The sequence below is a fragment of the Fluviicola chungangensis genome, from assembly GCF_007558725.1.
Classification (GTDB): Bacteria; Bacteroidota; Bacteroidia; order Flavobacteriales_D; family Crocinitomicaceae; genus Fluviicola; species Fluviicola chungangensis.
This window is the reverse complement of the sequence record NZ_VLPL01000004.1, coordinates 234,154-247,822: the sequence shown is the minus strand read 5'-3', so window position 1 is coordinate 247,822 and position 13,669 is coordinate 234,154. Positions and strand designations below refer to the sequence as shown.

At 45.3% G+C, this 13,669-nt stretch carries 9 protein-coding genes; 7 read left to right on the top strand and 2 right to left on the bottom strand.

Annotated features, from left to right (window positions below; genetic code table 11):
- Positions 1 to 25: 25 nt before the first annotated feature.
- The 5 genes from FO442_RS09910 to FO442_RS09890 all read left to right on the top strand — a co-directional run bounded on the left by FO442_RS09910 (position 26) and on the right by FO442_RS09890 (position 7,514).
- Positions 26 to 403 (top strand): hypothetical protein, encoded by a 378-nt coding sequence (locus tag FO442_RS09910; RefSeq protein ID WP_144333016.1) that lies wholly within the window; start codon positions 26 to 28, stop codon positions 401 to 403.
- 193 nt (positions 404 to 596) lie between these two features.
- The gene (locus FO442_RS09905; protein WP_144333014.1) at positions 597 to 1,553 is read left to right on the top strand and encodes an NAD(P)H-dependent flavin oxidoreductase; all 957 of its coding nucleotides are present in this window, start codon (positions 597 to 599) and stop codon (positions 1,551 to 1,553) included.
- Entirely contained in the window at positions 1,550 to 2,791 is a 1,242-nt protein-coding gene (locus tag FO442_RS09900; protein WP_144333013.1) for a M16 family metallopeptidase, read from the top strand. Before FO442_RS09905 ends, FO442_RS09900 begins: the two co-directional genes overlap by 4 nt.
- The gene (locus tag FO442_RS09895) at positions 2,788 to 4,047 is read left to right on the top strand and encodes a M16 family metallopeptidase (protein WP_144333012.1); all 1,260 of its coding nucleotides are present in this window, start codon (positions 2,788 to 2,790) and stop codon (positions 4,045 to 4,047) included. Before FO442_RS09900 ends, FO442_RS09895 begins: the two co-directional genes overlap by 4 nt.
- 179 nt (positions 4,048 to 4,226) lie before the next feature.
- On the top strand, positions 4,227 to 7,514 hold the full coding sequence (locus tag FO442_RS09890) for a T9SS type B sorting domain-containing protein (RefSeq protein ID WP_144333011.1): 3,288 nt from the start codon (positions 4,227 to 4,229) through the stop codon (positions 7,512 to 7,514).
- Here the strand turns inward: FO442_RS09890 and FO442_RS09885 are convergent.
- A complete protein-coding gene (locus FO442_RS09885; RefSeq protein WP_144333010.1) occupies positions 7,504 to 7,713 on the bottom strand; it encodes a hypothetical protein in 210 nt (69 codons plus the stop codon). The genes FO442_RS09890 and FO442_RS09885 overlap by 11 nt on opposite strands.
- 21 nt (positions 7,714 to 7,734) lie before the next feature.
- Between FO442_RS09885 and FO442_RS09880 the strand changes: the two genes are divergently transcribed.
- Entirely contained in the window at positions 7,735 to 9,519 is a 1,785-nt protein-coding gene (locus FO442_RS09880) for a chloride channel protein (protein ID WP_144333009.1), read from the top strand.
- A gap of 113 nt (positions 9,520 to 9,632) precedes the next feature.
- The gene (locus FO442_RS09875) at positions 9,633 to 10,340 is read left to right on the top strand and encodes a hypothetical protein (protein WP_144333008.1); all 708 of its coding nucleotides are present in this window, start codon (positions 9,633 to 9,635) and stop codon (positions 10,338 to 10,340) included.
- Positions 10,341 to 10,589: 249 nt separating this feature from the next.
- Here FO442_RS09875 and FO442_RS09870 read toward each other — a convergent pair whose 3' ends face one another.
- Positions 10,590 to 13,598, bottom strand: coding sequence for a M1 family metallopeptidase (locus FO442_RS09870; RefSeq protein ID WP_144333007.1), 3,009 nt, complete (start codon positions 13,596 to 13,598; stop codon positions 10,590 to 10,592).
- Positions 13,599 to 13,669 lie beyond the last annotated feature (71 nt).

Sequence of the window (13,669 nt, the reverse complement as noted above, 5' to 3'; positions counted from 1 at the left end):
ATTTGGACAACTTAAATTCAAATGAATGAAAAAATTAAAACTAATTGCTGTACTTGGATTGGGATTCATGACCATTCAATCTTGTTCAAAACAAAGTGAATTGTGTGAATGTACTGACATGGCTACTGAAATGATGAAAGGCGATCGCGAGCACAATTTCGACGGAACTTTCCAAAAGAAATATGTGGAAGAACATAAAGCAGAGGAAGAAAAGTGTAAGAAGATTTACGAGGGGAAAACAGACAAAGCCAGCCAGGAAAAATTGCGCAAAGAAATGAAAGAGTGCAGTGGTTATGGGGAGTTTAAAGAAGAGACGATCAAGTCTATGGAAAACCTGAAAAAGCAATTGCCTTCCATGGCAAAAGAAATTGATGAATCAATCAAGAAATTGAGAGAAGAATAAGCTCATTTCGAGAATAGGAACGGTAGGGGGCGCGATTTAATCATGCCCCCTAACTGTTTTATAGCGTTGTTTGTACGCATTTTTAATGAGCCGGAATAATCGTTTTGAAAACCCCATAAATCAGCTTTCAATTCGGCATTCGTAATTTTCTTCGTATTTTCGTTACTGATAAAATTGAACGCAGCAATCCTTCATGAAAAATAAAATCACTGAACTTTTTCAGATAAAATATCCCTTGATCCAGGCGGGAATGATCTGGTGCTCGGGCTGGGAACTGGCAAGCGCTGTTTCCAATGCCGGAGGATTGGGAATCATAGGTTCCGGGTCCATGTATCCGGAAATTTTGGACGAACACATCCGCAAATGCAAGGAAGCAACCCAAAAACCGTTTGCAGTCAATCTTCCGATGCTGTATCCGAATATTGAAGATCACATTCAAACAATTATCAAACACCAGGTACCGATTGTCTTCACTTCTGCGGGAAACCCGAAAACATACACGGCGCGATTAAAAGAAGCAGGGATTACAGTCGTTCACGTGGTTTCTTCTGCCAAATTTGCGTTAAAAGCACAGGAAGCCGGTGTAGATGCTGTGGTTGCGGAAGGATTTGAAGCCGGCGGACATAACGGAAGGGACGAAACGACCACCATGTGTTTGATTCCTTTAGTGAAATCGGTTGTTTCCATTCCATTGATCGCAGCCGGTGGAATCGGAACAGGAAGGGGAATGCTTGCAGCGATGACCCTGGGAGCGGATGCCGTGCAAATCGGTTCGCGTTTTATTGCTTCCCCCGAATCTTCGGCACATCAGAATTTCAAAAACGAAGTGCTGAAAGCTCAGGAAGGCGATACCATGCTGACCTTAAAAGAATTGACCCCGGTGCGTCTGATGAAAAATCCATTCTTTGAAAAAGTAACAGAAGCCTACGAACGCTGTGCTACGGATGAAGAGTTACAGGAATTGCTGGGCAGAGGAAGAGCCAAAAGAGGCATGTTCGAAGGCGATCTGGTGGAAGGGGAATTGGAAGTAGGACAAATCTCAGGACTGATTAAAGAAATGAAACCCGCAGCAGAAATTGTCAGCGAAATAATAAACGAATTTAAGGTTGCTTTGAATGAACGGAGTGACGCCAAATATGCATTTGAATGATCGCATTTAATCGATTTAAATTAGAGAACGGACTAACGGTCCTGCACCATTTTGATCCCACTACCCCCATGGCCGTAGTCAATACGCTTTACGATGTGGGAGCAAGGGATGAATCGGAAGAAAAAACAGGCTTTGCCCATTTGTTCGAGCATTTGATGTTTGGCGGTTCCGTAAATATTCCCGATTTCGATGCACCCTTGCAGCGTGCAGGTGGAGAAAGCAATGCCTTCACGTCAAACGACATTACGAATTACTACGATGTGCTTCCGGTACAAAACATTGAAACGGCTTTGTGGCTGGAAAGCGATCGCATGCTTTCATTGGCTTTTACCCCTAAAAGCCTGGAAGTGCAGCGCAATGTGGTGATCGAAGAATTCAAGCAGCGTTACCTGAATCAGCCTTACGGAGATGTTTGGCTGGAACTGAGGCCGCTGGCATACAAAAAACATCCGTACAAATGGGCTACCATCGGGAAGAACATTCAGCACATTGAAGAAGCAACCATGGACGATGTCAAAGCATTTTTCAAGGCGCATTATCACCCGGCAAATGCCATTTTATGCGTCGCCGGGAATATTTCACTGGAAGAAACCAAACGATTGGTAGAGAAGTGGTACGGAGATATTCCGGCGTCTTTAAAACCGGAACGCATCCTGCCCAAAGAACCTGCTCAGACAGAATACAGGGAGTTGACAATCGAACGGAAAGTACCCAACGATGCGTTTTATTACAGCTTCAAAATGCCTGAAAGGAAAAGTTTTGAATACTATGTAACCGATATTATTTCCGATGCTCTTGGAAGGGAAAAGTCTTCCCGTTTGTACTCCAAATTGAAGAAGGAACTGAAGCTGGTCACTTCGATTAATGCCTACATTACCGGGTCTCTGGATGAAGGCTTGCTGATAATCGATGGAAAATTGAGCAACGGTGTTTCATTCGAAGAATTGGATGAGGCATTGTGGCCTTTGTTGGAAGACATCAAAAAAGAACGGATGTCAGAAGCAGAGACTTCCAAATTGCTGAACAAGATCCGGACCGTGAAAGAATTCCAGGAACAAGGCCTGTTGAATCGTGCGATGAATCTGTGTTTGTACGAATTATTGGGGGATGCGAACGGGGTGAACGAAGAAAACAACCTCTATCAAAGCATTACTGCGGATCACATAAAAACCGTCGCAAACCAATTGTTTACAAAAGAAAATACCTCGCTGTTACGCGTTAAATCGATCAAAGAATGAGTGTAAGAACCAAGCAGCCTGAAACGAAACAGGTAGATCATATTTCGTTCGTGAAACCCCAGGTTTTCGACGTGACTCCGGATGTGAAACTCCTCTGGATGAAAGAAGTTCCCAATGATACGGTGCGGTTGGATTTATTCTTTGACGCAGGAATTACACGCGGAAACAAAAGTATTCCGGCCATCGTGCACAGCTTGTTGCTTTCCGGTACAAACGAACTTTCCTCGGTAGAAATTCACGAACAAATCGATGCGCTGGGCGGTTTTCTCGATACCGATATTTCATTTGAAACAGCTGTTGTAAGTATCTACTGCCTGCGCGAGCACATTCGTCCCATTTCCAATATCGTAGCCAATGCTATTCAAAACCTGGCCTTCAGGGAAACGGAAGTAGAAGATGTATTGCGTTCGATGAGACAACAATTCGCTGTAAACCAGCAAAAAGTAAAATACGTTGCCCAGCAGCAATTCAGAAAGCATTTATTTGCATCCAACCCGGATTATTCGACCATTTCGGAAGAATCCGACTACGATGAAGGAAATGTACTGGCGTACAAAAAATACTGGAGACAGCATTACCTGGAAGGATTAACCCGTATTACCCTGGTAGGCGATCTGGAAGTGGATGAGGTGGATGCATTGATCGATCTGTTCGGTAAATGGGCGGTTGACGGAAAAGTACACCATGCCGGAGGATTTAAGTTTCAGGCAGAACGGATTAACTTTCCAAAAAATGATGCCGTTCAATGTGCGATCAGAATGGGGCGTTTCCTCTTCCCGAAATCCCATCCGGATTACATCGATTTCCAGGTGCTCAACACCATTTTTGGGGATTACTTCGGCTCCCGGTTAATGTCCAATATTCGCGAAGACAAAGGATATACCTACGGAATCGGTTCCGGTGTAATGGACCTGAACCAAACAGGCTATTTTGTCATAGTTACGGAAGTTGGAAAAGAAGTGCTGGATCTGACACTGAACGAGATTAAACTCGAAATGGAACGTTTGCAAAATGAATTGGTTGCCGGGGATGAACTGGATCTGGTGAAGAATTACATGCTCGGACAGTTGCTGAAAAGTGCAGACGGACCTTACGCCATGCTCGATATGTATAACAGTGTGGATATGTATGGCCTCACCCTGGCGTTTTACGACGAGGCCATTCAGAAAATAAAGCACATTACTCCGGAACGGATCCGGGAGCTGGCAAAACAGTATTTGAACGTGGAAGATTTTTTAATCATTACAGCGGGTTAAAAGACAACGCATTCCAACTTTCTGCGTTTTAAATGCATCCGGATAAATGAAGAGTGATTGCTTCTTCCAGGTTGCGCCGATTGTGATTTAAAAAAATACCCGCGTGATCAACAGGAGACAGTGATTTCTTCCAAATGAACAGAATAAACTAAAACAACGTTTTTTACGTTATAAACAATATGATTCGAGTATTTCTCCTGGCGATCGTAACTGCTTTTTGTTTTAAAGCAACTGCTACCCATGTAATGGGTGGTGAGATTACCTGGAAATGTTCCGGAAACGGCTACGTCTTTCAATTGGTTTTTTACCGTGATTGCAACGGAGTGGATGTGAATCCGGTTTCGGAGAATTTAAAAGTCTGGAATCATCCTTCCTTGTCTACAATCCCGGTATTGTTTGTCAGCAGAACCGATATTTCACCCGGTTGCACCCAGGTTGCAGGTTCACCGAACCCACTCTCATGCGGATCGGGAGCAAATGGAGGAAACGGAGTAGGAGCAGTCGAAAAAATTATTTACGAATCCAATCCGGTAGTCCTGTCGGGCGTTCCCCCGGGACAGGGATGGATCATCACCTACAGTAACTTTTCCAGGAACGGAAATATCACCAATCTTTCAAATCCAACCAGTTACGGGGTAACAATCCGGGCGACCATGTATGCCATTCCCGGAGCATCTGCAGGGGTTTGCACCGATAACTCGCCGCGTTTTTTACAGGATCCTTACCTGGTACTTTGTGCCGGAGAAAACTACGAATACAATATGCATCCGGTCGATGAGGACCTGGATTCCGTGGTAACGATGCTGGCCGCGCCGATGGACCGTATTGAAGGAACGAGCTACAATCCGCCGGTTGATCCGGATTTTATCCAGTATGAACCGGGTTTCAGCGCCACCAATCCAACACCGGATGCCAGTTTCAATGCAGGAAATGTTCCACTGACCCTGGATTCCCAAAACGGGCACCTGAGCTTCCGGTCATTTACGATCGGTGGTTTTGTGGTAAAAGTCATTGCTCAATCTTACCGGAACGGTGTATTGATTGCTGAAGTAGAACGCGAAATGCAATTGATCGTGACCAATTGTCCGGTTGCAAACAATGCCCCGGTGATCAACGGCCCCTTTGCAGGTTTATTTGAAACAACCGTCAATGCAGGAACGCCGGTGAATTTTACCCTGACGGCAACGGATGTTGAATTCCTGCAGGACGGAACTCCCCAAAGCAATTACCTGAGTGCGAGCGGTTCTCAATTCGGGACCAATTTTACGAGCACCTCGGGCTGTGACGTTGCGCCTTGCGCAACGCTGAACCAAACACCGGTTATTACCGGAGTTCAGGGAGTGTCTGCCGATTTCTCCTGGCAGACTGATTGCGCGCATTTGATTGATGCATATGGAAACACAGACGATGAGAAAACATACACCTTTGTGTTCCGGGTGCAGGATAATTTCTGCCAGATTCCGAAAACAACTTTTAAAACGATTACCATTCACGTGAAGAACCCGGGGATTATTCCGGCAACAAGCATCAATTGTATTTCAACGCAGGCGAATGGGAATTTGACAATTAGCTGGGATCCTGTTTCGAATCCCAATAATACCTTTGTCGATTTTGAATTGTATTCCATTCAAAATGGCTTGATCGGAAATTATCCGATCGGTGTGACAAGTGCCAGTGTTCCCGATCCGGGAGTAGATAACGATTATTATGTGTTGGTCAAATCCGGATGCAATGTCACAAAGTCCAGCGATACTGTAAAGAATGTTCACCTGGACCTGTTTAATCCGGCAAACGGGACTGCTGTTTTGGATTGGAACCTTCCTTCCCCGAACCCGCTTCCGGGAATGGACAATTTCTGTACAATCTACAGAGAATACCCGACCGGCACCTGGACATCCATTGCCGTACTTCCTTACAATACGATTCACTTTATTGATACCATCGATATTTGTTCTGCTTTCCTGAATTACCAGGTTGTCTATTCCACACCAACTTGTCAGTGGTCTTCCAATATCGTAGGAGATAACCTGCAGGACGACATCACTCCGCAAATTCCTGTAATTTCAAGCGTTTCGGTTGATACCCTGACAGGAAATGTGGTGATAACCTGGAACCAGAATTATGAGCCGGATACTTACGGTTACATCATTTATCACAAAGATGCGAATGGATTTATTGTTGAAATTGATACTGTTTGGGGAATCGGGAATACCACATACAATCACCCGATACCTGTCAACGGTCCGCAAACTTATTCCATAGCGGCCTTTGATTCGTGCTTTACCCCCGCGGTACCGCCAACTTATCAGACTTCGGCCAAAGCCGAACCGAATACCAGCACCTACTTGACCTTCACGACGAACAGTTGTACATCCCAGGCAGCATTGACCTGGACTCCTTACATCGGCTGGGGAGCAAATCTCACAGGTTATACGGTTTTTGTAAAACAGGGAACAGGTCCATGGATACAGGTTACGACAACGACAGATGCCTACTATAACCTGGATTGTACTCCGTTGCAGAATTACACGGTCATGGTGCGGGCCAACAATGCCAATGGCTCGGAAGCTTTTTCGAATATGGAATCCTTTGTGATTTATGCCCCCTCGGCACCGGCGGTTAATTACCTGCGTGTTGCAACGGTCGACCAAAGCACGATTGTATTGCGCCATGAAATTTCCACCGGAACGAATGTACAGGCAGTGCGATTCGAGAAATTCAATATGACTACAGGTCAGTTTGATCTTTTGGGTGAAGTGCCGGCTTCCGCATCAACACTTTCCCTGACGGATACGGATGTAGATGTGGATAACTTCAGCTACACTTATCGGGCCGTTGTCATTGACAGCTGTGGAAATCCGGGGGCGGTTTCCAACAAGGCGCGGACCATTTTACTGAAAGTTACTGCCGATCAAACCCGCTTATCAACCTATTTGAACTGGTCTCCTTACGGAGATTACGATGGAGGGGTGTTACAATATCAAATTTACCGTGGAATTGACGGGATTTTTCCTCCCAGTCCAACGGCGATAGTACCACCCGATCAACGGTATTTCGAAGACCTCGTGGACGAGCTTGGATTCGAGCATAGCGGGAAAGTGTGTTATTTTGTGATTGCTGAAGAAGCCATAAATCAATACGGATTCCAGGAATTGAGTTTTTCCAATGATGTTTGTGCGGTCATTGAACCCTTGGTTTATGTACCGAATGCTTTCACACCGGGAGGATTGAACCCGATTTTTATCCCGGTAGTTTCGTTCCAGGACGTTTCCAAGTATGAATTTTCGATTGTGGATCGCTGGGGACAGGTAGTCTTCCAAACGAATGATCCCACAGTTGGCTGGGACGGTCATCATCAGCAGAGCGGGAAACTGGTCGCTCCGAATCTCTATGGGTATGTGCTGAAGGTCATCGATGGCAATAACCAGGAGTATTTCTTCCGGGGAAATGTGTCCGTTATTCATTAATTGAAAAGTTTTTTAATACTCCGTTATTCCGGGAAATGAAAGGTGGTTTCCCTTCTGCCCGATTCAATGCATTCCGCTGTGTCAGTCGGGTTTCATCGGTCCGGACCGGCAGATTATCCGGAATGGCAAGCGACTGCCCCGGACCGGCAAATGAAAAGAGGAATCCAATAATTCGGCGCAGGTATTCGTGATTCGGCATTATTAGTATTATCTTTAAGCCATGTTATCACAATTTTTGCGGAAACTAAACGGTGGAATTTTCTTTCTCAGAAATAGTTTAACTCCCCGGCAATTCATATTAATTTCAAGTGTAATCGTTGGAGTGTCTTGCGGTCTGGCCGTAGTAGCACTGAAATCCTTCGCCCATGCCGTACTGGTTTTTGCCAAAGAGCTCAATGAGCAGCTTCATTTCAAGTACGTTGATTTTATTTTACCTGTTTTAGGGATTGTTCTGACTATTTGGATTACGCGCAGGATCTTGAACGGGAAACTGGAAAAAGGAACGTGGCGGATCATTTATGCCATCAATAAAAAGTCAAGTATCCTTCCGCGCAGACAGATGTATGCACAGGTAATCACTTCTTCCGTGACCGTTGGTTTCGGTGGTTCGGCCGGTTTGGAATCCCCGGTAACCATTACCGGTGCTGCTTTCGGTTCAAATTACGCGCGGGTCTACAAACTTTCGACCAAAGAACGGACCTTATTGCTGGCATGTGGTGTGGCAGCTGGAATCGCAGCAGCTTTCAACGCACCGATTGCCGGAGTATTGTTTACCATGGAAGTGCTTTTGGCGGATGTCGGGATTACCGCATTTATCCCCTTAATGCTTGCTTCCGCTTCCGGGGCCCTGCTTTCCGGGGCTATTTTGAATGAAAGCATCTTGTTATCGTTCAAAAATATGGAGTCATTTGAAATACACAACGTACCCTTCTACATTATTTTGGGTGTGTTGACCGGTTTCATTGCAGTCTATCATTCCCGTGTTTTCAACCGGGTGGAAACCTGGATAGAACACTGGAAAATGGGACCGTATCAAAAGGGAATCCTGGGAGCTTTGTTACTTTCTGCACTCATTTTTATTTTTCCTTCGTTATTCGGTGAAGGGTATGAAAGCATTCGTTCACTTTCTACGGAAAAAGTATTCAATCTCATGGACGGGACCTTGTTCGAATCGTTCGAACAATCCTGGTTTCCCTTGTTGTTCATCGGTGCTGTGGTATTCCTGAAAGCCATTGCAACCGGATTGACACTGGGTTCGGGCGGGAACGGGGGGAATTTCGCTCCTTCCCTGTTTGTAGGAAGTTATACCGGTTTTGCCTTTGCTTACGGGTGGAATTTAACCGGGCTCGGTTTTGCGCTTCCGATTACCAATTTTACGATGGTCGGTATGGCCGGATTACTCAGCGGATTGTTCCATGCGCCATTGACATCCATTTTCTTAATTGCTGAAATTACAGGAGGTTACGGACTGATGATTCCGCTGATGATCGTTTCGTCCATTAGTTTTGCCATTTCCAAACGTTATTCCACCCATTCAATGGATATTGTAAAATTGGCGGAAGAAGGACATGTGGTCCGGGCTGATAAGGATCTGCATATCTTGTCGTCCATTGAAAGTGAGGACATCCTGGAGGAAACACTGGTTGTTCTGAAACCGAACGATACCGTTTCGACCTTGTTTCAGACTGTTCAGCATTCCCAGCAAGCCTTGATTCCAATTGTTTCGGATGCCGGAATTCTCCTGGGAATGATTTACCTCGATGACCTTCCGACGATTTTACCTGTATATTCTTCCGAGCCGAATACACGGCTCGAACTGGTCATGGAACCGATGCGTTATTCGTTGAATCCGCGCAATACGATGGAACAAGTGATGGAACTCTTCGAACAGTCCAAATTGAATTACCTGCCTGTAATTGATAACGACCAGGTATTGGGCTTTTATTCCAAACACCGGTTACTGGAAGCTTACCGGAAACGAGTCATGGAGAATATTGTGGAATAGATCGATTTGCAAAATTTTAGAATAATGGAGAATCAAGGTTAAAATTTCAATGACCCGTCAGATTTTTTGATTAATTCCTAATTATATTTGACCGAAATTAAAGGGACCTCCGAATGAAGATCATTGCTAACTTATTTTGTTTTACCACCATCCTTATTGTTTTTAATTCCTGTACAATCACCAAGCGCCATTTCGGAGGGGGGTATCATGTGGAATGGAAAAAGAAATGGAACACAGAAGAAGAGTCTGTTGCTAAAAAAGGAACAATGGAATCAGATACGGTGTACGCACTGGCTGCACCGGTTTCGAAATCGGATGAAGCAGGACCCGGATATTCTAAAAAGAAGGAGAAAGTGACTGTGTCGGAGACAACATCCGGAAGCGAATCCGAAACGGTGTCTGGACCGGCAAATTCCGAATCAACGCACCAAAGCTATACAAGCTCTCAAGACGAAGTAATTACCGATGCAGAGATCATCCGGGAAGAAACTGCAGAGGTGTATTCTGTCGATATAACAAAACCGGAACCCGCAAGAAAAGTGGAAACCTTAACCTGGGTGGCATTTGGATTCTTGTTGGCAGCAACAGTCGTTGCCTTACTTCCTGCAGCCTGGTTTTCGGGTTTCACATTGATCCTGGTCGTTTTTGTATTGTTGTTACTGATCGCCTTTATCAACGCCATTGGTTCAGCTATACGCGTCAAACGAAACCCGGAAAAATACAAAGCCAAAGGATTCACCTGGCTCATGGTATTCTTTTGTTCACTCGGGTTGGCATTTGCATTGGTTCTATTGCTTTTAAACGCATTTTATCCTTTGTAAAGACAAGATACCCGACACGTGATTTTTGCTAAATTGCATCCGGGAGCAAATTTCAAAAGGGACCGGGAATTTACTTCAGTGATCCGGGCAATAATTACGGGTTCATTATACTGCCAAAATTAGAGATATGCTCTTGATCATTATTTGAATCATTAAAGGGTTATAGTATTGGCATTAACGATTGATTTCAGTCCTTCAATAAAACAAGAAAAGTTGTGAAAATCAACTTCTTTTTTGTTTTTCCGGTTTTTAAGGGAGTAACTTCATAATGTCTAAAGGCTTATTTGTTACATTGAACTTCAGGGTAAACCGGATGCGCTCCGCATAATTCTGTGTGAGGTATGCTTTTTCCATATTCTCAGATTGCAGCACCGGGAAGTAAATCCCGAAAACAGTTCCCAGGCGCATGGCCAATCCCAGGTCATAAGCCTGTGTCGGTTTGCTTTTGAAAGCTTCATCAAAGATCCCGAAATCGGCATAGATCCCGAAGATCTTCGGGCCGATCGGTGTTTCCAGGTAGAAATTCGCAGCTGTCATCCAGGTAGTTGTCGTTCCGAAATATCCCGATTGTCCGTTTCCGGCAGTGGAGCGGAAACCTCCCATATTGTCCAGTCGTTGCTGCGACCAAATCCCGCTTTGTGCCGAACGGCCGAAGAAGTAGTCTTCCACAAATACATCCTGGCTTCCGCTGGCACCACTGAGTGCATAGGCATAGTTCACGGCATTGCCGGAGTTGTACATGCGGAAATTCCAGTAATTCCCCGCAAATAAACGGAGTTCGATCCAGCGGTCCCGTTTGTTCTTTAGGTAGCGGTATTTGTAAGAAGTAGCAACTGACGAACGCGAGAAATTGTCACTATTGAGCAGATTTGCAGCGTAATCCGACCGTACCTGTAAATTCACTTGGTGGTCTTCCCGTGAATAGTTGAAATCGTATTGCAGGTAGCCACCGATCAGTTCGCGCTGTTTCGGTCTGAATACATCTAAGCGGTACATGGACTGTATGCGAATGTTTTGGCTGATCGGTCTGCCTGTGCGATTCCCGATTTTTGCCGTCCAGTAGGGAAGGACCGCTGCATAGTAACCGTCGTTGGTTCCCAAAGTATCGTTCTTGAATGAGCGCAGCGAAACGCCGAACCGGGAGAGTTTCAGGTTCTTTTTCGGTAAACAGGTGATGCTGGCTTCAGCAATTCCCGAAATTCGTTTTCCTCCGAAAGAATACAGGGGCGCCAAGAGAAACTGAAAGCGATTGGAAGGAATGCTGTAATTGTGCAGGGCCAATCCAAGCATGAATTTATCGTAGGCATTTCCACCCAGGATCGGGCTCCAGAACAGGTTGCTCCGGGTAGGTTCATTCTTCCCGATGAGAAATTGCAGGCGCAGCGGTTCAATCTTTCCGAAAGGACTTTTCCGATACCAGTAGTTATTGGATTGAACGATTTCAGGAGCTTTTCCGCTGGCATTGATCTGTACGGCATCCATTTCGGAATCAAAGGTTACTTCTTGTTTTTTTGCTCCGTTTTCAACCCACAGTGTTTGGACCTTTTGCCCTTCGACGAAGCCGCTTACTTCAATCGGCCCGTCGACTTGCCCGGCATTTTTTACCGTAACGGTCGTTTTTCCTCCGTAGGATTTCACCCGGGCGATTTTGTAGTCGATGTGATTGGTCGTTTGGATCAGGTCTGCAAATAACCAGGAAAGGTCTTTACCCGAAACCCGTTCCAGTACCGCGCGCATATCTTCTGGCTGCGGATGTTTGAATTTCCATTCGTTATAGTATGTCTGCATCGCCTGATCAAACAAGGTATCGCCCAGGTATGCTTTCAGGTAACTGAAAACCAGGCCGGTCTTTTGGTACATAATCCCCGAGTAGTTGGTCTCCGTGAATTTTGCCGAATGGGTTTCTATCGGTTGATCTTCCCCTGTTCCGGCAATGATCCGGAACGTCAGGTCATTGCTATCGTATTGGCTCAGATGATCGAAATGGAATTTACCATCCAAAATCTGGTCCGACAAATACGTGTTCTTCGGATATTTGGTGTACATGTAGCGCATTTCATTCAAGGTATTCATTCCTTCGTCCATCCATCCGTGAACGCGCTCATTACTTCCGAGTATCCCGTAAAACCAATTGTGACCTACTTCATGGACGATCACGATTTCAAGTTCTACAGGGCTTTTGGCGTTCCCGATCACGGTGACGTTCGGATATTCCATCCCGCCACCGGCAGAGATGGTTCCGTCGACAGCCGTAACCTGGTTGTAAGGATAATCTCCGTTCCAGAGCGAATAATAGTAGGTGCCGTCGTGGATGTATTCCGGTGCACGTTGCCATAAAGCGGCGTTTCGGGGAGTAAACAATGCCCAGGTAGTCACTTTCCGTTTGGAATAAGGCAATTCCACTTCGCCTTTTAACACAGCAAACCGCTTATCGGCAAACCAGGCAAAATCGTGCACATCTTTTTGAGTAAAGCGGATCGTTTTCCATTCCGGATCGGAAGCAGGGAAATCGTCTTTGGGGTATTTCTTCCGGATGAAGGAAGAGAAGTTGTTTTTGGCATACTCTGCTTTTTCATCCATGAATGCTATTTCCGACGGGGTTTGGAGATCTCCTGTTGCCCCGACGACGTAGTTTTGCGGAAGGGTGATCGAGACGTCAAATGTTCCGTATTCGGAATAAAATTCACCCTGGGTCAAATAAGGCATCTGGTTCCAGCCATTTTTGTCATAAACTGCCGGTTTTGGATACCACTGCGTAATCTGGTATGATTGCCCGATGTGCCCCAGGCGGGAAACTTCCCCGGATGGAATTGTGACGCGAAAAGGGGTCGTGACTGTAATGGAATCCTCGGGTTTCAAAGGTTGGTACAAAGTCAGTTTTGCAATATCCGGGTTCAGCGGATCGAAAGTCAGGGGAGCATCTTGTCCGTTGACCTGGAAATGAAGGGAATCAATTCCGCCCCGGATGGAGTCTTTTCCGAACCGCAGAATTCCGTCACCACTTTCGTATAACTGTTTGCCCAATGCCGTCTTTCCATTGTTATATGCGTTCGGCCATAAGTGAATGTAAATGAAATCCAGCGTTTGGGGAGATTGGTTGTGATAGACAAAACGCTCGTATCCGCTCAGGGTGTGTCTGACATCATCCAGCCTAACGGTGATCGTATAATCTACTTTTTGCTGCCAGTAAGATTGTGCAAAGGATTGCATATTCATGAATCCCGAAAAGAGGGTTAGCAGGAGTATTTGAATTTTCATTAGTTGAAATAAGAACATAAAGTTAGCGATTAGAGTTTGTTGTTTTACATAGAGTATTTGAAACTTTCTTT